The sequence below is a fragment of the Bacillus cereus group sp. Bce041 genome (assembly GCF_052646455.1).
The window spans coordinates 67,410-88,686 of the sequence record NZ_JBQXON010000015.1; the positions used below are offsets into that span (position 1 = coordinate 67,410).

The following is a 21,277-nucleotide window of genomic DNA, read 5'->3' on the forward strand; positions in this document are numbered from 1 at the left end:
ATTAAAAAGATGGTGGAGTTACTCCAAATATAACAGTGACTTTGTTTAAAGAAGTGTTTTCCCACTTATGCTTTGCATAAGGTGGGATTTTAACACTATCACCTGTATTGAGAAGTAAAACCTCATCATTTAGATATAGTTTTACTTGCCCTTCCATAATAAAAGCTATTTCTTCCCCTTTATGTGCCACAGGCTCCATAGATGAAGCAGTTTGAGGTAACAGATTCATTAAAGCCAATTCTAGTGCTCCATCTAAATTAGGAGATAATAACTCATACGAAACATTGCCGCTTTCAGGAAAAGTTATTTTTTTCCTTTGGTTAGCTCTTACAACTAATTCTTCTGTATTGGTATCCTCTAAGAAAAAATTAAACAATGGAATATTTAATGCTACAGAAATTAATTTTAGTGTTTGTAATGAAGGATTTGTGATTCCTTTTTCAATCTGACTTAACATAGAAGGTGTTATATCAGCTAACTCTGCTAAACGCTTACTGGTTAATCCGGAACCTTTTCTAAATGCCCTAATTTTGTGACCAACATTAATATCGTTCATATATGTAATCCCCTTTAAATAAGTAAATAAAATTAAATTATGATTAATTTTATTTACTTATACTTAATATATTGTTAATATATACTTAATTATAATAAATTATGATTAACTTTAAAACATCATATGTACATATGGCAGCAGCTGCGAAAAAGTGGGGAAAAGATTTACTTAGAAACAAAGGGGCTACTATTTTTGAATATACAGCGGGGTATAGTAAAGCAGTAGAAGAAGGAAGAACATAAGTTAATAAGAATCAAATGTGCTATTTTATTAACGATGAAAAATCAAAGCATTTATTTTAAGGTAATGCAGTAGTTGCTACACGTCTGAATAATTGATATACAAATAAAAGTTGATGGATCGCATCCTCTATTTGTATATCTACCATGTGGAGTAGGATTTGGTGGAGTTTCGTTTAGTTTGAAAATTATGGGATGGGATCATGTAGATGTAATTTTTGCTGGTCCTACCCATTCTCCGTATATGCTAATAGGTATGATGACCGGATTATATGATGGTATTTCCATACAAGATTTTTAATGAAATGGATCCTAATAAGTAAAGGACAACTTAAGAGTAGACTTCAATGCTGTATTGTAAAATTTTTAAGGAAGTGAAAATAGTATGAAATCAGCTTTAAATAGTATTATGATCTCCTCGATTTTTGCAGTAGGAGGGATCCTTTCGCTTTTGTTTAATTTAATGGGGGATCAAGATTGGATCTGGAATTGGGTAGGGCTATTACTGGCATATCTATCTTTGGGCATTTTAATCGGTTTATATAATAAAACTGTGGATCACAAAACATTCCCTAAAATACTAAAAAGAACTTTGTTTATTTCCTTTAATGTTACTATATTAGGGATAATCATAGGGGTAACATACCAACTATTAGGAAAGTGGAATCTTACTATAATGATGTATTATTGGTTGATAATTTTATTACTACATTTAATTACTGTAATAACTTTATTCATCCTAGTATTGGAAAACAGTAATAGTAAAAATTATAGCCCACTATATAATTTTATTATACTTTTAAACATTTTCCTTACCTTAGGACCAGTATTATTTCCGGTAGTTGTAACTATTATAGGAAATGCCATGAACGCTAGTGCAGGGCACTAATTTTCACCTATATAGATTATTAAAATGATTAGTCCAAAATTGAGATTGGTTAAGTTAAAAAACTTAATAAACTAATAGAATAATAAAACTAAACGACTTAAAGTGGAATGATTTGATAGAAAGAAGATTATAATATGAAAATTAAGCTTAAGAAAAAAAGAATTATAAGTGTATTGTTGGCTATTACATTAGTAGCAATAGGGTATTACATGTTTCAATCTATTACAAATCCTAAGCTGGTAAATGCGGAAGAGGGAAACAGTGTTCAACAAGTGAGCAGTTTACCTAAAAATGAATTAAAAAAATCGATACCTAATCGTTTTGATGGTAAAGAAAGAAAAGTTGCATATTTAACTTTTGATGATGGACCAGGAAAATATACAGCTAACCTATTAGATGTATTAAAGAAAAATGATGTAAAAGCAACATTCTTTTTAATTGGCGATAATGTGAAAAGGTTCCCAGATTTAGTAAAACGAGAGCATGTAGAAAACCATTATGTGGGCATGCATAGTATGACACATGATTTTAAAAAGTTATACACCAATCAGGAATATGTGAAGGAAATGAAAGAAGATCAATCTTTAATTAGAAATGTTATTGGAAACTCACCGAAATTAACACGCCCACCATATGGATCAATGCCTGGATTAAATGAATCACTTCGAAATGAAGTGGTCGGAAATAATTTTAAAGTATGGGATTGGACAATTGATTCTTTAGATTGGAAATACAATAAATTACCTGTTGATGTAGCAGCTGCGAAAATTGTTCAAAATGTCTTAGTAGGTGCGACGTCTTCAAAAGAAATTGTTTTAATGCACGATATTCATCCACAATCTGTCGCGGCAGTTCCAGCAATTATAAAAGGATTAAAAGAAAAAGGGTATGAATTTGAAGCTTATGATGAGAATAATCATTTTCCAATAAACTTCTGGCATGATAACCGAATATAAAAAGATATGTATGAGTTAAAAGACAATTAGAGTGGAATAAGCAATTCATATAGGGTTTAAATATTTATAAGAGCGTGTTTAGATAGATGAAAACACGCTCTTTTTACTGCACTATTTTTTCGTTCATTCCTACATAAGCGTTGGATATTTCGTATGTTTGTCTAGAGTGAAAAGAGCTCATAAAAACCGCCATTATTCACGTTCTTCTTCATATAATTGCACCGCACTTATTTTTTGGTTGTTAAAACTAGTTTTTAAGAAGCATATGTTTTAGCAACTGCAGAAATTCTGTATCACTTTTATCATCTTTTATATAATCCTGTTCGTAGTTAAAAATCATTCGTACTAACATAAAAGCTGTAAGCGGTAATGGTACCTTATGCAAAGCTCCTTGCTGATAACCTTTTTCGAGTAAATTACTTATCATGTTAATTGCTTCTTCTTCAGATTGTTTAAAACAAGTTGTAATTTCAGGTGAATGGTACTCTTTATATTCTTGAAAGAGTGTAGAAACAAATGGATCTTGATGATATTCTAGGCTGATATAATGAAGAATTTTTTGTATTCGAAGTAAAACATCTTTTTCTTCTTTATATAAATTAAATAATTGTGAGCGCTTAAGCTGAATATGACGCATATAGCAGTCGCATAATATTTCAGTTTTATCTGTATAGTAATAATAAATAGTACCTTTACCAACTTTAGCTGTCTTTGCAATTTCATCAACTGTTGTGTTACGGACACCACGCGTAGAGAACAGTATTGTAGCAGATTGAATGATTTTCATCTTTTTATTTTCTTTTTCTAATTTGATCATTGTCTACACCCTATCCTTGAAATATTTAGCGAAGTTTTCTTTCATTACATTCTCTATCATTCTACTTGTCATTTTTTTTAGCTTAATAGAAAGGCCCCTAGTTGCTTCTTATAGAATAACATACACCATTCTTATTTCTAGTATATAACTATAATAGAATGCAACTTTATAACCTAGGGATAAAGTTGAAAGTTTGAGGTAATAATTTTTATAATCGGACGATGGGAATTCAAGTGAAAGGGGACAGTGATTTCTTTCTTGAGTGAATTATTTGATTTTTTATTCAATTCATTTTATTATATAAACATGACTAAAAGATGTTTTTAGTCGGATTTTTTTACGGAAAACCGACTGATATTGAATTTTAGTCGGTTTCTATATTATTTGAGAGAAGGTAGACACTATGTGTGGAATTGCAGGGTGGATAGACTGGTCTAAAGACCTGTCTCATGAACAAGAAACGTTAAAAAAAATGACAGATGCTATCATTCACCGAGGACCTGATGCAGAGGGGCATTGGTTTTCAAAACGAGCGGCATTAGGTCATCGACGTCTCATCGTCATTGATCCTGAAGGTGGCCTTCAACCTATGCTGTATAAAGATGGAAATGATACGATTGGCCTTACGTTCAATGGAGAAATTTATAACTATCAAGAATTACGTAAAGAACTTGAGGAGAAAGGTCATGAATTTCAGACCAAGTCAGATACAGAGGTATTACTACATGCTTACTTAGAGTGGCAAGAAGATTGTGTTCAACACTTGAATGGGATTTTTGCTTTTGGTATTTGGGATGAAAGATTTGGGAAATTGATGCTTGGTCGTGACCATCTAGGCGTGAAGCCTTTATTTTTCGCTCAAAGGGGAAGCGCAATTCTCTTTGGTTCAGAGTTAAAAGTTTTACTTTCGCATCCACTTGTAGATGCTGAGGTAGATAAAGAAGGACTTTCTGAAATATTCTGCCTTGGACCAACACGTACTCCTGGTCATGCTATTTTCAAGGATATACATGAAGTGCGTGCTGGCCATTATATGACGTTTACCTCTAATGGCTCGACTACGACACAGTATTGGAAACTTGAAAGTAAAAAACATGTAGATGATATTGATACAACAGTCGAGACAATCCGCTCCATTTTACAAGATACGGTTAAACGGCAGTTAATTGCTGATAAACCAGTGGTATCTATGCTTTCCGGAGGTTTAGATTCCAGTGGTTTAACAGGTTTAGCAGGAAATGAATTTGGGAAAAAAGGGGAACGCCTTCATACATATTCCCTGAATTTCATCAATGATGAAAAAGACTTTGAGCAAGACTTCCTTCGTTTTGATCGTGATGAACCTTGGGTGAAACGTGTGGCTGAATATGTAGGAACAAAGCATCATTCTATAGAGTTAGGATCAGATAGTTTAATAGAGTATTTATTAACTCCAATGCGAGCGCGTGATCTACCTGGAGTTGGAGAACTAGAAACGTCTCTTTATTTGCTATTTAAGGAAATGAAAAAAGACGCAACAGTTGCACTTTCAGGCGAATCCGCAGATGAAGTATTCTCAGGATATCCATGGTTCCATCAAGAGAAGTTTCTAGATGCAGAGATATTCCCTTGGAGTGTTAATTTATGGTATAGTACAGAAATTTTATCAGAGGATTTTAAAGCTAAGATTAGCCCTGAAAAATATCAAAAACAAAAATTTGAAGATGCGGTTGCTGAGGTTCCCTTTTTAGAAGGTGAAAGTGATCTACAAATGAAGCAACGTCAAATGTCTTACATGTTTATTACACGTTTCTTGCCATTTATGCTAGAACGAAAAGATCGCACAAGTATGATGAATGGCTTTGAAGTACGAGTTCCATTTTGTGATTACCGGCTTGTAGAATACTTATGGAATGTCCCATTCGAAATGAAAAGCATAGACAATATTGAAAAAGGTATTTTACGTAGAGCTTTTGAAAATGTACTTCCAGAGGATGTACGTTATCGCAAAAAAAGTGCATATCCAAGCACTAAGGATGCCTCTTATCTACAAGGTATTAGTGATTGGATGTTACATGTGTTGAACAATCCTGAATCACCTATTTTGCCATTAATTAATGTAGAAAGAGTTCGTGCTATTGCAGAAGGAAAAGACGAAGTAATTTCAGGTAATGATGCAAGAGGTATAATAGATTATTTACTTCAAGTTAATAGTTGGCTTCAGGAATATAATATTAAATTAGTATGGTAGATGTAATTTTCAAATAAAGAGAATAGCTGAAACATTAATGACCTAAGTGAACCGCATCTCCAATGTATTAGATAGTTATCTAATAATTGGAGATGCGGTTTTATTATCTTGATTTGCAATAACGCTAACCCTTTAAGGTTGCCTTTCTATTTTTTAGAATTGTTTTAGTAAATCAAAATTAAAATTCTGTATACATCTTTTGTACTAGTAGAACTAAGTCTAAAAGTATGTACAATTACACCATTTGACTAATGGGTAAACTTTACAACCTGTTATATACTAGTATTGTGTCTTGCCTTTATAGGTGCAGTACACAGCCGGTGATTGGCTAGTGGATGTCCTTCCATTTTGCCAGTGCCGGTTTTTTGTTGGATAATAGAGAAAATGAAGTTTTTATAAGGAAAGAAGGGGTTGTTTTGAAAGATGTAAATTCTATCTTTATGAGAGAAAAGATTGCTAGTTCTTATCTTTATTTTATTTCTTTTCTTGGTTTGGTTACTATAACTATATCTTTACTTGAAATTAAAATCCCTTCTCATCCAACAATACTAATAGTGTTGTTACTATTTATGGGGATTGCTGAGTATTTTCCTGTAAGATTTTGGAGAGGAACTAGCTCGCTTACCTTTCCGATAATTTACGCTATGAGTTGGCAGTTTGGAATCCATATAACTATTGTTGCTATTGTACTCGTCACGCTAATTATTCACCTGCATCGTCGTTCACCGATACAAAGAATGTTATTTAATAGTACTCAGCATGCACTTAGTTTGTTCTTGGCCGAATGGTTTTCAGACAAATGTATGTCCTTAATAGTTAATAAGATAGGTATGTCAGTTCTGTATGAGAATTTAATATCTTTGTTATTATTTTGCGTGATTTTTTGTTTTTTCAACAATCGCTTTTACGATTTGTTAATGATACTCCTTCCGCAGCCATATTCAATCTATCAGTGGTATAAAAAAACTGTAACGGTATTTCTTTGCGAAACTTTTGGTTTCTCTTATGCGGCACTAATGCACGTATTAATTAGTACATATAGTGTGGAAGTAAACGAGATTACAGTACTGTTTTTCTTTTTTCCACTTGTAGCAACTTCCATTATTAGTTCTTTTTCTGTACGGATAAGGATGGAGAAGGAACGATTATATGAGCTATTTCTTATTACGACCGAAATTAGTCGAGGATTAACCGGAGGAAACTTGAAGCATATTAAACAAGCACTTAAAGGTTTTTTTGGTATACAAGCATATGTAATATGGACAAAAGATGATGGTAACTGGAATATTCTGTTGAAAGATGGAAAAGTAAAATCCGATATTTCTGATCATTTAGAAAATTTTCGAGCGTTTGAGGAACTTTCTAAGAATATTGTATTTAATGATTGGAAAATTGGTACGGCTCCTGGAGATGAAATATTTGATAGTGTTATACGCTCACTTGTATATTTTCCTCTTATTGTAAATGGTGAACTAGTCGGGATGTTTGTTGCAGGGAAGAGTAGAAATGCGGGTTTCTTCCCAGAAGATGTACAGTCGTTGGCTACATTTTCTAACCAATTAGCTAATGTAGTTAAAACAAGGATATTGATTTCTGAACAAGAAAAAAGAATGATTCTAGAAGAAAGAAATAGAATCGCCCGAGAAATTCACGATGGTATTGCGCAAACATTAGCCGGGGTGATATTCCAACTAGAATCCGCGCAGAAAAAATACCGTGATAAACCAATAGATATGCAGCAAGTAGTGGAGAAAAGCATAAAAGATTTAAGAGGAAGCCTAGGAGAAGTTCGCTATTCTATTTATGCTTTAAAACCATATCCGACACAACAATTAGGCCTTAAGCAGGCAATAGCAAGTAAAATAAAATCTTTAAAACAAGAATATGAACTAGATATTACATATCATGAAAGAGGTCATGCACGTGCGCTTAGCTTTTCGAAAGAAAGAGTTATTTTTGATACATTGCAAGAGAGTTTGCAAAACATTGTAAAACATGCACAAGCAAAAAAGGCTGATGTTTTACTCAGTTATCAAAGTGAGCACGTGCTTTTAAGAGTTAAGGATAATGGAGTTGGTTTTTCACTGTTTGAGTCTATGGTGAAAACAAAGAATGAGCCACATTATGGTATATTACATATGAATGAGCAAGCTGAACAATTAGGGGCTACTTTACAGATTGATAGTTCCGTAGGGAAAGGGACAGAAATTACACTGTTAATTCCAGATTCACAAACAAGGGGTGCGTAAAATGATTAAAATATTAGTAGTAGATGATCATGCTTTTTTACGGGATGCAATTCGGAGCATACTAGAGGATGAATCTGATATGAAAGTGGTTGGAGAAGCTAGCTCTGGGGATGGAGTATTGGGAAAAGTAGAAGAATGCGGACCAGATTGTATTTTGATGGATATTAACCTTCCAGGGAAAAATGGGATTGAAGCTACAGAGTTAGTGAAAAAAAAATATCCGAATTGCCGAGTACTTGTGTTTACAATGTATGAGCATGATGAGTATTTAATGGATGCACTCCAGGCCGGTGCTGATGGTTATTTATTAAAGGATTCATCATCGGAGCAGGTAGTGGCAGCAATTCGAATGTTATATCGAGGCGATTCCGTTATTCATCCACGTATGACTAAAAAATTAATTACATATCATCAGCAAAAAATGAAAGTAGAATCAAATGAAAATGAACTGACGGAACGTGAAAAGGAAATTCTCTTTGAACTAGTAAAAGGACTTAGTAATAAAGAAATTGCTGAAGTTCTATATATTAGTGATAAAACCGTTAAAATTCACATCAATAAAATTTTTAAAAAACTAAATGTGAAAAGTCGATCGCAAGCAGTGATTTATGCAGTTCGAAATCAATTGGTTCCGTTGGATTAAATAAGAGATTTTTCAAAGAACTATCATGTTGCTTTATTCTGTATCACAAGGAATAAAGGACAAGATAGTTCTTTTGTACTATGTAGGCATAGAATCCTTAGAGAAAAGATACTCCTTTTGTTCAATTTTCAGAATAATCAAAATGTGAAATAATCAAAATAGAATTACATTTTAACCTTGTTAATAATTCATTTTGTGAAAATCCTTTGTTGGAAATAAATGATGGGGGCTCTTATAGAAAGAGAAAAGTAAGTGATTAGTTACATGAGGTATGGGGATGGGAGTAGTGTTGGAAATCTTTCATGATACACAAGATTAAGATTAATAGAGTTTCCAATGCTAAATGGGAAGTTAAGAATCAATTTGTTTCAAAAAATAATATTAATAATGGGGAGATGCAATATGAAACGAGGGAAATTTGGAAAGATTCTTATTGGAACGTTAACAGCTGGAATGCTATTGTCTCAAGGAATTCCATATAACGTCTTAGCTGAAGAGGTAAATACATCTACTTTAACTGGACTTGATGATGCAAATGCTATCTTGAAAGGTCTTACAAAGGAACAACGTAATGCCTTAAAAACGTTAGATACAAAACCAGGTTTTGTTATTTCGCCAGGTATCAATACAGCAAGTCCTAATAATGTGAATGTAATTATAGAGTTTAAGCAAGCGCCTAGCAAAATCGAGGTATTAAAACAAGCGGCTAAAGGGAAAAAGGTAGCTCTTTCAAATGCGGAACAAAAGGTAGAAGCATCACATAAAGGGTTTAAAGCAGAGCTTGAACAGCTTCAAAAGAATAAAGAGAAAGCGACAAATTTAAAATCTGCAAAAATAACAAGAGAATATAAGAATGCTTTTAATGGTGTAGCGATTTCGTTACCCGCAAACATGATTGAAGACTTAGTTCGTACCGGTATCGTTAAGCGCGTATGGGAAGATCATGAGGTTAAAATAGATTTGCCTAAAGAAACAGCTAAGACTGCGGTTGAACCAAAAATGGCAGATAGTGTACCGCAAATTGGTGTGGACAAGCTGCATGATGAAAAAATAACAGGTAAAGGAATTAAGGTAGGTGTACTAGACACCGGTATTGATTACAACCACCCGGATTTGAAAGATGCATATAAAGGATATCGTGCAAAGCAAGGTGAGGATCCAAGCAAAATAGATCCGAACTCAATAAAAGGATGGGACTTTGTTAATAATGATGCTGATCCAATGGAGACAACGTATAAGGATTGGCAAAATTCTGGAGGATATCCTGAGATTTATGAGGGGAGTGCATATTATACATCCCATGGTACGCATGTAGCTGGGACAATTGCTGCAGATAAACAGAATAGTGTGGATTATGCAGTGAAGGGTGTTGCTCCAGATGTAGATTTATATTCCTATCGCGTATTAGGTCCATATGGAAGTGGACAAACAAGCGGTATTCTTGCTGCGATTGATAAAGCAGTGAAAGACGATATGGATGTTATCAATTTATCACTAGGAGCGTCTATTAATGATCCTTTATATCCTACTTCTGTCGCAGTGAATAATGCGATGTTAGCTGGTGTTGTTACAGTAGTAGCAGCTGGTAATAGTGGTCCGGAAGAAGGTACCATTGGATCACCTAGTGCAGCGGCACTTCCCATTACAGTGGGAGCCAGTGACGCTGCAATGACAATCCCAACGTTTTCTGCAGATGCAGGTGATTTACATGTGGATAAGATGATGCTACTTGGAAAAAGCTTTACTGATAAGATTGAAGATTTGAAAGGTCAATCCGTATCAGTTGTATATGCAGGGCTTGGGAAATCAGGTGATTTTACAGGGAAAGATGTAAAAGGGAAGTTAGCTCTTATCCAACGCGGTGAGATTACATTTGATGAAAAAATTAAAAATGCTAAGGAAGCAGGCGCAAAGGCGGTAATCGTATATAACAATGTAGATGGTGAAATTACAAGTTACCTTGGGGAAAATACTTCATCTATTCCATCGTTCCGCTTAACAAAAGTAGATGGTGAGAAATTACAAGCAAAAGCTGTACAAGGAGATGTGTCGTTAGTATTTGGGGAACTAAGTAATATAAAAACAGAGGGAGATCGCTTAGCTGATTTCAGCTCCCGTGGTCCTGCAACTAAAACAGATGATATTAAGCCAGATATTGTAGCACCAGGTGTGTCTATTTTCTCAACAGTTCCTGAATATATTAATGATCCAAAGGATGGAGAAAATTATCCGGTTGCGTATGGACGTATGTCAGGTACTTCTATGGCAACTCCTCATACTGCAGGGGTAGCGGCACTCATTTTACAAGAACATCCAAACTATAGTCCATTTGAAGTAAAAGAAGTACTTATGAATACCGCAGTTGACTTAAAAGAGGAGCGTTCTGTATTTGAGGTGGGCTCAGGACGAATTGATGCATATCGTGCAGTTCATGCAGATACATCTATCGAGGTTATCGATAAAACGTCAAACGTTGTAGATGATGAAGAAGTAGAAATTGAAGAAAAAACAGGTTCTATTGCATTTGGATATAAAAATCAACTTGAAACGGGGCCTATTAAAGATAGTCGAAAAGTCTTAATTAAGAACAGCAGTAAAACAGATGGGAAAGAGTTTAAATTAGAAGTAGAGTTTTCACCTACAAGTGTAGGTGTGCAAGATGCAGCGAAGAATGGTGTGAAGCTAAACGTACCAGAGTCTATTAAAGTAGCTCCTGGTACATCAGAGGAAATTAGCCCTGAAATTATCATTCCAGGAAACGCTGAATTTGGTAGATATGAGGGATATATTCATATTACAAATAAAAACAATGAAAAAGAAGTATATCAAGTACCATTTGCAGTTAAATTCACCGAAAAAGGGATTGCGTCTGTAGATTTACTGAGGGATGCAATGGCAACAGATGCTTCTAAATTCCATCCGTTTATGGAAAGACCAAGTTCGCCGTTGACATTTAAATTGAATAGTCCTCTTGAAACCATTGATGCAGTTGTGAAGGACCGAAAGACTGGGAAGGCATTAGGAGTCGTTGGTACACTTAATGCAAGTAGTCTAACACCGAATGTTGAATATATGATGTTTTCTGGTATGGGAGGGTATGTACTTCCATTTACAGGAGATCCAGCTCATCCAATTGCGGATAAACCTGTTATGTTGCCTGATGGAGATTACGAATTGAACTTTGTTGGATATGATAAACAAGGAAAATCTTATACAAAAGGAGATAGCATTATCATTGATAATATAATACCTGAAATGAAATTTAAGGATGTACAACCTGGTATACACGAAGTCAATGATTCTATGTTTAAAGAAGAAGACGGCCAGCGGGCTTTATGGGTGCGTGGTAATATTTATGATTCTACAGTAGATGCATTAAAGGCAAAAGGCTTGCAGTATGATCAAAAAGCGAATCAAATTGTATATTATCAAAACTCAGCCTTTCCATCAGGTTGGCTGAATACAATTCAAGCAAATGGTGATTTTAAATTTGGAGTACTTCCAGAGGAAATAAACGAGCCGTTAAATCTAAAATTATTTGGATATGATCTTGCAACTGCAGGGAATATGGCAACTGGATATAAAGATTACGTCTTTGTAAAGGAAGGGACAGAATACGCTGTTCCAAGTTATGACAAAGAGAAAATCAAATTAGGAGAAAAAATTACGTTAACTTTGAATCTCAATAATGTAAAACAGCTTATGTCAGGTACATTTGAAATTCCTTATTACAAGCAGCTATTTAAATTTACAGATGTGAAACCAAATCCAGCACTTACGGAATATGTAAAACAACATGGACTGAATCTTAAATTAGAAGATCCAAAGGTAAATGAAGAAGGAGCTTGGGAAAACAAGGTGAAAGTTGGCGCGTCATTGGAAGGAAAAGAATTTAAAGGATTAGATGGTGATACACCATTTTTAGATGTTACATTCGAAATGACGAACGATGAATACTTTAATGATTTAACTGCATTTGGAGTAGATAAGTTCTCTTATACAAAAGCTGGTGCATCAGAAGGCATTGAGATTCCTGCATTTAAAGATAAATCTTTTGCTATTGTTTCGAAACATGCAACTGTTACAGGATATATTGGCCCGGAAGCTTTCTTGAATGAAGAGGGGTATTTAGGTAAGAAAGACTATACAAAACTAGGAGCAAAAGTGTACGCAGTTGGCAAGGATGGAAAGAAATATACAGGAACGATTGGTGATAACGGGCAATTTGAAATTCATAGTGTCCCAGTAAGCGATAAAGAATATGATATTTTCGTAGAAATGCCAGGTCATTTAAATAGTAAATTAACAACAAAAATAGGGAAAATGCAAGACGGAGAATTAGTGGGACAAAACTTTAGAGCTGACATGGATGATAACCTTGCAGGTGATGTAAACGGCGATAAAATGGTAGATATTCAAGATGCTAGAATAGCAGCTCTGTCATATGAAAAAGGAAAAGTGTCTGTTAAAGATGGTGACGTGAATCAAGATGGTGTTGTAAACGAAACTGATATTCGTTTTATTGAGAAAAACTTCTTGAAAAAGGGTCCAGATGCTAAAGAAAATCAGAAACCGAAAGAAAATGTAGGGCCAGTGACGTTAGAGAAAATTTTACGCTCTATTGGTTTAGAACCAAAAAAATAAGTAGGAAAACTTCTAGAGTAATTAAAGTAATCAGACAATGAATAGTAAATGAAATGGGATTGGGTAACAAATGACCGGTAATGATTTACGGTAACATTACCGGTCATTTTAAAAGTAATAGTTGTTTGGGTGCATGAAATAGCTAGTTTAAAGTGAGTTCGCTTTCATTATGTGACAAGGTGGTTGCTTAATTAGTATTGTTTGTGGGATGGAAATAAGTTTTGTAATTTGACCTTTAAAAATAGGGGGACTTGTGAAATGAGTATGAAGAAAAAACTTGGTATGGGTGTTATAACTGCAGCGCTTGGCTTATCCTTAATTGGCGGGGGAACATATGCATATTTTAGTGATAAGGAAGTATCACAAAATACGTTTGCAGCGGGTACTTTAGATTTGAGTGTGAATCCTGAAGTTGTTATTAATGTCGACAATTTGAAACCAGGCGATGAAATGGAGCGCGGTTTTCAATTAGTTAACAAAGGAACCTTAGCAATAGGAGATGTGAAACTCCTGACAGATTACAGTGTAATCGATGCGAAAGGGGATAATGGAAATGCTGATTTTGGTGATCATATCCGTGTTGATTTCTTGTGGAATTTGGATAAAAATGAGGTTCCAATTTGGTCTACTACATTATCTGAATTAAAGGTAGCTACGCAAAATGGAAGTATTCCGGATCTTGTACAAAAAGGTGTGGTAGACCGAGAAGGAAATGGACTTGCTCCTGGTGATGATGATACATTTTATGTAATGTTTACATTCGTAGATAGCGGTGAAGACCAAAATGTATTTCAGGGAGATGCATTGAAATTAAATTGGACGTTTAATTCCATGCAAGCAAGCGGTGAAGAAAAGTAAGCGTAGTAATTTGCATACTATATGTTTGAGACGTATAGTATACGAATGATGATACTTTTTTATCCATAAAGAAATGACACCCTAAGGTGCCATCCTCTCACTTGAACCATCTTAAAATTAAGATGGTTCAAGTGAAAAGAAGTATAAAGTATTAATAGGGATGCAAATTTCAAAATAAAAAATACGTTAAGTAAACTTTTATTCGAAAATTCACATTAAGTAATAATGTTTAAAAATTAAGTTTATAAAAAATAATAAGATGTTTATAAATGTAAAACCTACGGGAACTTTTCCTGTGGGGTTTTTAAGTAGTTTTTACGAAATTATGAGTGTTTTTTATTTTGTATTTCAATAAGTTCATCTTGTACCATTTTTATATAATATTCTTTTTCTGTTAGTTCAAATATAAATAATGCTTTTTTCCAGTTATAAACAACATCTTCTAAATTGTGTTGTTTAATCTTTAATAAACACTGACCTTTTAAATAGAATAGTTCACCTAATAGGTATAAAGTATTTAGATTAATTGCTAATTTGATGCCCCTATCAATGTATTTTATTGCCTCTTCATGTTGATATGTGAAGTCTAAACATTTTGCTAAATTGAAAATGATTTTTAATTTAATTTCTTTATCTCTAGGAAAATCTAACTTATTAAAATTAGTTAAACATCTTTTTAATATCGTAATACTTTTTTCATATTCTTTATTTTCCCCATGAAATATAGCCATTGTCTGCATAATATGTATTTCTCTTTCTGATAAAAAATCAGAATTGGTTAAAGTTAGTTTTAACGCATGATTTAAAAGAGTTAAAGCGGTTTTTGTTGATCTATTTACCTCAAATATAGCAATTGCTTCATGCCATATTAGAAATTGTTTCTCTTCGTTTGTTTGAAAATTATTCAAGTTTTTCTCTTTTTTTACTATTTCATAAAGTTCTTTGTATTGTTTTTGCTTTAAGCAATCTTTTATTACGTATTTTACATTTTTTACATATTTTAATCTTTTGTTTTGAGTTAGTGCAAATATATGATTCGGATCAATGCCAAGTCTTTCTGATAATTGATATAACAATATACTAGATGGATAAATTATACCTTTTTCGATCTTGCTAATTTGACTTTGTGAACATATTCCATGACATAATTCGGATTGTGATATATTTTTTTTAATTCTAAGTTCTTTAATGGTAATACCCAAATCGTTAAATTCCATTTTTTCACCTACTATTTAGCACTGTATTAGTATAAGAGTTTTCTCTAACTTTTAATGTAATGTAAAATTAATATATTTACAATTGTTATTTGTTTTAAAGGAATTACCGTTTCCATAGGATGGGTGAGGCTTTTATTATGTACAAAAAAAGACACCCCTAAGGTGCCTTCCTCCGACTTGAACCACGTTCATTTAGTATAAACTTATCCGTATTATACCTTTGTTATACGTGTAAACACACCCTATAAAACAGAATCGTCTATATACACCAGATTGTTAGTTTACAAAGTACAAGAGATTTGAGATCAGTATTAGAGTGACGCGACACCTTCTATAATGATTGGTATGTTACGCCTTTCAAAAGAATCTGCTTTATAGAATGTATCCACGTTTATTATTTTACTATATATAAAATTCATTCGGTGTATTTTTTTCAGATATGTATAATTGCATAAAGTTGATGGGAAAATCAGAGTATAATTTGGATTGTGTAATAAAGATAAGGCCCACCTACGGAAATAGGTGGGTTTTTGTTGGGTATTACTATCTCATTGCACACAAGGGAATTTCTATTAAAATCATAGCATATTTTTATAGCTCTTATATTGAGAAATAAAGAAAAGACACCCAAATAAGAGTGTCTTTTCCCTTAGTATTTTAGCAGAAGCAACTGCATCCAATAATTATTAAAAGTATAAAGAGTACAACGAGTAAAGCAAAAACGTACTATTCTACATTATCTGAATTAAAGGTAGCTACGCAAAATGGAAGTATTCCTGACCTTGTAAAGAAAGGTATTGTAGATCGAGAAGGAAATGGATTTACTCCAGGTGATGATGATACATTTTATGTAATGTTCACATTCGTAGATAGCGGTGAAGACCAAAATGTATTTCAGGGGAGATGCGTTGAAATTACATTGGGCGTTTAATTCCATGCAAGCAAGCGGTGAAGAAAAGTAAGTGTAATAATTTGTATACTCTATGTTTAAAACTGTAACAAGAAGCATAAGATGGCCGTTTTGATCAACTTATTCCTTTTTAGTTTGCGGCCAACGTATGCTTCTAATATGTATACAACAAAAATAACAACTAGCGCCTCGTAAGAGGTGCTAGTTGACGTGAAATTCGTTATTGATACTGAAAAAGGATCTTTTTTTTTAAAAATCTGGCCCATTTCTATATTAAGTGTAGTTTTTTCTATACTTAATTAATTTTATATACTGAAATAAATTATTTGTTAAATTTTTTTATCTACCACCAAATCCAGGTTGCATAGGGGCAACTTGGGGGAACATGACCCCACCACCAGGTGAAAGTTGAGAAGCTGCAACTGGCGCTAATCCAAGACTAACATTTCCACCAACTACATTAGGGAATACAATTGTAACCACTTCGTTCCCCATTTGATTAAAAGCTACTCTAAAAATAAAAACACGCGTTCCTGCTTGAAGTTGTTGACCATTAGGTAAAATAACAGACTGAGGAAGAATATGAAACTGACCTACTAAATTTACAAATGATTGTTGTCTAGGATTATTTGTATAATCATATGAGTATTCATCATAATTTTGTTGATACATAAACTTTCAGCTTCTTTCTATTTTAAATTTTAACGAATTTTCCGAAAGAATTCTCCTTCCTCAAGCGTGTGAAGGGCGTAGCCCAACGGTAGGTGGGAGATGAATTTCGGTTTGGCGTAGCCAAAAGGTTTTCCTTTTTATTTTACCTCTGATATAATCAGTCTTATAAATTATAAAGGCTGGTATATAAATGAAATTAGATAGTAATAACCATTCAGTATTCTTGCTGTATTATCACCTTGTGTTGGTCGTGAAATACAGAAGAAATGTGTTTGATGATGATATGTCAGACTATGCAAAAGATATGTTTGTTCGACTATCTGAAAACTATAACATCACATTAGTTGAATGGAATCATGATGTAGACCATGTTCATATTTTGTTCAAAGCACACCCTAATACAGAAATGACAAAATTCATCAATGCTTATAAAAGTGCAAGTTCTCGACTTATTAAAAGAGACTTTCCACAAGTGAAAAAGAAACTTTGGAAAGAGATGTTTTGGTCAAGAAGCTTTTGCTTGCTAACTACTGGTGGTTCGCCAATAGACGTAATAAAAACATATATTGAAAATCAAAGTGAAAAGTGAGGTGAAATGATATGACAAAGCAAAATAAAGCATATAAATTCCGTTTGTATCCAACAGAAGACCAAGCACATCTTATGCGTAAAACATTCGGTTGTGTACGTTTCGTGTATAACAGAATGTTAGCTGAACGGAAAGAAGCGTATGAAAAACATAAAGATGATAAGGATCAACTAAAGAAACAAAAGCTTCCCACACCTGCGAAATACAAAGCAGAATTTGAGTGGTTAAAAGAAGTGGATTCATTAGCTTTGGCAAATGCTCAACTAAACTTGCAAACTGCCTATAAAAATTTCTTTCGTGGTCAAAATGACTTCCCAACATTCAAAAGCAAAAAAGACAGAAAGTCTTATACAACGAATGTAGTGAACGGAAATATTATATTGCTTAACGGTCATATCAAATTGCCAAAACTGAAAATGGTACGTATCAAACAGCATAGAGAAATACCACAAGACCATATAATCAAGTCATGTACGATTTCTATGACACCTACTGGTAAATACTATGTGTCCATTTTGACTGAATACGAAAAAGAGATCGTACAAAAAGAAGTAGAAACAGTTGTTGGATTAGACTTTGCGATGGAACAATTATACGTCAGTTCTGAGGATGAGAGAGCCAATTATCCTAAGTTCTATCGTGAAATGTTAGACCGATTAGCAAAGGCGCAACGAGTATTATCAAGAAGAACAAAAGGTTCTATTCGTTGGAATAAACAACGTATCCGTGTAGCTAAGTTACATGAAAAAGTAACGAATCAACGTAAGAACTTCCTTCATCATAAGTCTAAAGAGTTAGCTACTCATTTTGATGTTGTAGCTATTGAAGATCTAAATATGAAAGGAATGTCGCAAGCACTTCATTTTGGAAAAAGTGTCGCTGACAATGGGTGGGGTATGTTCACTTCTTTTTTAGCTTATAAACTACATGAACAAGGCAAACAACTTGTGAAAATAGACAAATGGTTTCCTTCCACAAAAACATGTAGCAGTTGTGGAAATGTGAAAAATATGTCATTGTCTGAGCGAGTCTATTCTTGTATATGCAGTGTAAATATCGATAGAGATTATAACGCAGCTATCAATATCAAAAATGAAGCAATACGCCTATTAGCGTTAGCATAGATAGCAATAAAATAACCCTTGGAACAAGGGAGTTAGCTCGGCTGTCTTAGGACGAATTCGTTAGCTACCAAAAGTAACGACTAACCGAGAAGCCCCCACTTCAAACAGTCCGTTAGGACGTTAAGTGGCGGGTAGTTCACGAGTTCAACTATTTGTACTAGCTATTCTATAGGGGGGAGGTTTAAAGCAGGAAAATAAATTTTGGTATTATGTGTAATGAGTTCTTCTTTTTTATGAACAGATAAACCACTTTGTAGGATAGCTGTAATAATAAAACTACTATTTTATAGGAATACATTTCCGAATGATCTATTACCATCAATTTAATATTTTTCAAGTTTCCCAAAAACTGAAGTAATTACTAAAGTCTTTATAAGGAAATAGAAAGCTTTTTAAATCTTGACTAATATCTTCTAGATTCCCATATATATTATCTGCTGCTAAATTAATGTCCTCATTAAAATTATATAGCTGTTCATCTACATAACTGAATCCCTCACAGCAATTATTATGTATCAAATTAGATATAAATGGTTTTATTTTCAATACATTTTCTTCATTTAGGATAAATTTATCCCATAACAGCCCCAGTATTATTTTTACGGGTAATTTTTTATCATACGTTCCTTTTACGTTTTTTAATTTAGGTACGATGTCAACCAACTTATCATTACTAGATAGAGAAACTTCTATAATTTCAATAGAAGGGCTATCTAATGCTTCAATTGTCTGATTAGCCCAATCAATTATTTCAGTTTTTGAAAATAAACCAATTTGTAACCCTATACTCAGAACCTCAGCTATTATTTTTATATTATCCATATATAAAACTCCTTAGATTTTCTGATAATTATACATCGCAGTAACCTGAATTTCAAAAGGTTGTTGCTAGTATGCAGTAACTAAAGGGATTTTTAAACCTAGGATTTCTCCACATTGTTATCAAGCTAAAAAATAAAATCCCTCCTAAAACGAAAAAAGATGAACAAAATAATAAAAAGGCTCATTTCTATTCCTTAGTAAAAGAACTTAGTAGATGAAAAGGTTAGATTGCACAATTAATTGGGAGATAAGTACAAGTAACTTTGAATCTCTTGAACAAATACTTCTAATTTATTATATATAGAAACAGATATAATAAATTCACCCTTTCCTATGATTCTACAGAAAGAATTTTTTTATATTTGTAGGATAGTTTTAGATACAAAAACACAGGAATTTGCAACCTATACATGACTAAATGTAAAGTATATATTGCATTAATGTTGTTAATAATTTAATATATAAAATATAAGATTTAAGGTGGAAGTTATCTTTACAAGTGAGGTGTATTTAATGTCTTTAAGTAAAGTGAAGATTGCAAGGGTTGAAAAAGGTCTGACCCAACAAGGGTTGTTCAATATTGTAAATGTTACACGACATAACATTAGTATTATTGAAAGTAATAATTATACCCCTTCTTTAAAACTTTGCATTCATATAGCTAAAACACTAGATAAAAGTTTAGATAAATTATTTTGGGAGGAATTTTAAAATGGAAAAACTAAAAAAATGGTTTTCACTCAGTACACACCCAGATGAAAGAATCCAACAAATTGAAATGAAAATTTGGGCTCAATCTGGAATTATTGTCCTACTTATAGCTTTTGTTGATTTTATGATAAGAGGAGCATATCTACACCGTCCATTTTTAGAATGGGCTGCTTCATTAGCCATTATAATTTTTTATATGATATTCTTTTTTATTAAATCTATTTTGACTGGTATTTATGAAACAGATATTAATAATAAAGAACAATTAAATGAAAAGTTAAAAGAAAAAATGAGTAATACCTTTATTTTATGTTTTGTCGCAATAGGTGCTACCACATACAAATATAACTTACCTGAAGATTTCGTTGGATGGTTATCAGTAATAGCAAGATTTATTATACTTTTCGCTTTCCTATTTGGTATTCAATATCTTATTACAGTATTAGCATGGAAGAAATCAAATAAAATTTAATAAGTATAGACAAAAAAGCTTATCTTTTAGCACTTAATGATAAGCTTTTTATTATTTTTTCATCTTTTTTCGTTTGGGTGTACAATGAATTTCTTAGCTTGATAGCGATGGGATAGAACCACATCGCCATCAAGCGGAAAATTTATAGTACCCCAGGACAAAAATTCGTGCTAACTTGTAACAAAAAAATGTGAAATTGCCCATAGATAACTATCTTATATTAATTACATAAACTAGTGTGTGATATAATAATATAAAGATATTACATTTAAAGGGGGATTCAAATTGGTTAAAAACTTACCTTTACTAATAGTGATTTTACTACTTGGTATAAGTTCTTCTACGTTAAGTACGAATGGATACTTTTCTCCAGTTATAGAAGGGTCTTTAATGATTATAAGTATTATTTTAAACATTACTGCAGTGATAGGTTTATCACTACATGTTCTTGTATACCAACCTATGAAAAGATTTGAAACAAATTTAAAAGAAACATGTAAATAAAATAATTATATTTGAGGTAACACCCCATAGCTATCGAGCTAAAAAGTGTATCCATAAAAAGAAATGGAGTGAACCCTGAGAATGAGACGATAAAAAACACCTCTCTAAATCGTAAGTATCAGTTATGATTTTAATGGAGGTGTTTTTCGTATGGGGAAAAAGGTGCATTATCCCG

Annotated in this window: 19 protein-coding genes and 2 pseudogenes; 15 read left to right on the forward strand and 6 right to left on the reverse strand. The window is 33.1% G+C overall.

The window, feature by feature from the left end:
* Nucleotide 1: 1 nt before the first annotated feature.
* Entirely contained in the window at nucleotides 2-556 is a 555-nt protein-coding gene (locus tag ACUN13_RS27495) for a helix-turn-helix domain-containing protein (RefSeq protein WP_000997926.1), read from the reverse strand.
* A 101-nt stretch (nucleotides 557-657) separates the two neighbouring features.
* Between ACUN13_RS27495 and ACUN13_RS27500 the strand changes: the two genes are divergently transcribed.
* The 4 genes from ACUN13_RS27500 to ACUN13_RS27515 all read left to right on the forward strand — a co-directional run bounded on the left by ACUN13_RS27500 (nucleotide 658) and on the right by ACUN13_RS27515 (nucleotide 2,640).
* Nucleotides 658-798, forward strand: a complete 141-nt coding sequence (locus ACUN13_RS27500) for a serine dehydratase (RefSeq protein WP_088344418.1) — start codon at nucleotides 658-660, stop codon at nucleotides 796-798.
* Nucleotides 799-976: 178 nt separating this feature from the next.
* Nucleotides 977-1,096, forward strand: coding sequence for a serine dehydratase (locus ACUN13_RS27505; protein WP_074624953.1), 120 nt, complete (start codon nucleotides 977-979; stop codon nucleotides 1,094-1,096).
* Between the two features lie 84 nt (nucleotides 1,097-1,180).
* A complete protein-coding gene (locus ACUN13_RS27510; protein ID WP_445424060.1) occupies nucleotides 1,181-1,684 on the forward strand; it encodes a DUF3902 family protein in 504 nt (167 codons plus the stop codon).
* Nucleotides 1,685-1,818: 134 nt separating this feature from the next.
* A complete protein-coding gene (locus ACUN13_RS27515) occupies nucleotides 1,819-2,640 on the forward strand; it encodes a peptidoglycan-N-acetylglucosamine deacetylase (protein WP_445424061.1) in 822 nt (273 codons plus the stop codon).
* Between the two features lie 247 nt (nucleotides 2,641-2,887).
* On the opposite strand, the gene ACUN13_RS27520 is transcribed toward ACUN13_RS27515, so the two are convergent.
* Complete coding sequence (locus ACUN13_RS27520) at nucleotides 2,888-3,457, reverse strand: TetR/AcrR family transcriptional regulator (protein ID WP_000593069.1); 570 nt, start codon at nucleotides 3,455-3,457, stop codon at nucleotides 2,888-2,890.
* A 403-nt stretch (nucleotides 3,458-3,860) separates the two neighbouring features.
* Between ACUN13_RS27520 and asnB the strand changes: the two genes are divergently transcribed.
* The 5 genes from asnB (at nucleotide 3,861) to ACUN13_RS27545 (ending at nucleotide 14,081) form a co-directional block, all read left to right on the forward strand.
* Nucleotides 3,861-5,687, forward strand: a complete 1,827-nt coding sequence (asnB, locus tag ACUN13_RS27525) for an asparagine synthase (glutamine-hydrolyzing) (protein WP_025690165.1) — start codon at nucleotides 3,861-3,863, stop codon at nucleotides 5,685-5,687.
* Between the two features lie 416 nt (nucleotides 5,688-6,103).
* On the forward strand, nucleotides 6,104-7,936 hold the full coding sequence (locus tag ACUN13_RS27530) for a GAF domain-containing sensor histidine kinase (RefSeq protein WP_025690163.1): 1,833 nt from the start codon (nucleotides 6,104-6,106) through the stop codon (nucleotides 7,934-7,936).
* Between the two features lies 1 nt (nucleotide 7,937).
* Nucleotides 7,938-8,579: a response regulator gene (locus ACUN13_RS27535; RefSeq protein ID WP_000590673.1), complete on the forward strand. Its 642-nt coding sequence runs from the start codon at nucleotides 7,938-7,940 to the stop codon at nucleotides 8,577-8,579.
* A 402-nt stretch (nucleotides 8,580-8,981) separates the two neighbouring features.
* Entirely contained in the window at nucleotides 8,982-13,223 is a 4,242-nt protein-coding gene (locus ACUN13_RS27540; RefSeq protein ID WP_445424062.1) for a S8 family serine peptidase, read from the forward strand.
* Nucleotides 13,224-13,481: 258 nt separating this feature from the next.
* Nucleotides 13,482-14,081: a TasA family protein gene (locus tag ACUN13_RS27545; protein WP_000061951.1), complete on the forward strand. Its 600-nt coding sequence runs from the start codon at nucleotides 13,482-13,484 to the stop codon at nucleotides 14,079-14,081.
* Between the two features lie 323 nt (nucleotides 14,082-14,404).
* Here ACUN13_RS27545 and ACUN13_RS27550 read toward each other — a convergent pair whose 3' ends face one another.
* Both ACUN13_RS27550 and ACUN13_RS27555 read right to left on the reverse strand, forming a co-directional pair.
* Nucleotides 14,405-15,298, reverse strand: a complete 894-nt coding sequence (locus ACUN13_RS27550) for a helix-turn-helix domain-containing protein (RefSeq protein ID WP_445424063.1) — start codon at nucleotides 15,296-15,298, stop codon at nucleotides 14,405-14,407.
* Nucleotides 15,299-15,955: 657 nt separating this feature from the next.
* A pseudogene (locus ACUN13_RS27555) lies at nucleotides 15,956-16,018 on the reverse strand (YjcZ family sporulation protein); the annotation flags it as partial.
* 10 nt (nucleotides 16,019-16,028) lie between these two features.
* On the opposite strand from ACUN13_RS27555, the pseudogene ACUN13_RS27560 reads away from it, so the two are divergent.
* Nucleotides 16,029-16,260 (forward strand): annotated as a pseudogene (locus tag ACUN13_RS27560) (TasA family protein); the annotation flags it as partial.
* 287 nt (nucleotides 16,261-16,547) lie between these two features.
* Here ACUN13_RS27560 and ACUN13_RS27565 read toward each other — a convergent pair.
* Nucleotides 16,548-16,880 carry a hypothetical protein gene (locus ACUN13_RS27565; RefSeq protein WP_000284732.1) on the reverse strand — a complete coding sequence of 111 codons (333 nt, stop codon included), beginning with the start codon at nucleotides 16,878-16,880 and terminating at the stop codon, nucleotides 16,548-16,550.
* Between the two features lie 190 nt (nucleotides 16,881-17,070).
* Here ACUN13_RS27565 and tnpA point away from each other — a divergent pair, with 190 nt between their 5' ends.
* On the forward strand, nucleotides 17,071-17,469 hold the full coding sequence (gene tnpA, locus ACUN13_RS27570) for an IS200/IS605 family transposase (RefSeq protein WP_000762749.1): 399 nt from the start codon (nucleotides 17,071-17,073) through the stop codon (nucleotides 17,467-17,469).
* A gap of 11 nt (nucleotides 17,470-17,480) precedes the next feature.
* Nucleotides 17,481-18,593 (forward strand): RNA-guided endonuclease TnpB family protein, encoded by a 1,113-nt coding sequence (locus ACUN13_RS27575; protein ID WP_089607940.1) that lies wholly within the window; start codon nucleotides 17,481-17,483, stop codon nucleotides 18,591-18,593.
* A gap of 333 nt (nucleotides 18,594-18,926) precedes the next feature.
* On the opposite strand, the gene ACUN13_RS27580 is transcribed toward ACUN13_RS27575, so the two are convergent.
* Nucleotides 18,927-19,415 (reverse strand): hypothetical protein, encoded by a 489-nt coding sequence (locus tag ACUN13_RS27580; protein ID WP_445424064.1) that lies wholly within the window; start codon nucleotides 19,413-19,415, stop codon nucleotides 18,927-18,929.
* 513 nt (nucleotides 19,416-19,928) lie between these two features.
* Between ACUN13_RS27580 and ACUN13_RS27585 the strand changes: the two genes are divergently transcribed.
* The 3 genes from ACUN13_RS27585 to ACUN13_RS27595 all read left to right on the forward strand — a co-directional run bounded on the left by ACUN13_RS27585 (nucleotide 19,929) and on the right by ACUN13_RS27595 (nucleotide 21,102).
* Nucleotides 19,929-20,126 carry a helix-turn-helix transcriptional regulator gene (locus ACUN13_RS27585; protein ID WP_228549875.1) on the forward strand — a complete coding sequence of 66 codons (198 nt, stop codon included), beginning with the start codon at nucleotides 19,929-19,931 and terminating at the stop codon, nucleotides 20,124-20,126.
* Between the two features lies 1 nt (nucleotide 20,127).
* Nucleotides 20,128-20,598 carry a DUF6773 family protein gene (locus ACUN13_RS27590; protein ID WP_142951087.1) on the forward strand — a complete coding sequence of 157 codons (471 nt, stop codon included), beginning with the start codon at nucleotides 20,128-20,130 and terminating at the stop codon, nucleotides 20,596-20,598.
* Nucleotides 20,599-20,883: 285 nt separating this feature from the next.
* Nucleotides 20,884-21,102, forward strand: a complete 219-nt coding sequence (locus ACUN13_RS27595) for a hypothetical protein (RefSeq protein ID WP_000240398.1) — start codon at nucleotides 20,884-20,886, stop codon at nucleotides 21,100-21,102.
* Nucleotides 21,103-21,277 lie beyond the last annotated feature (175 nt).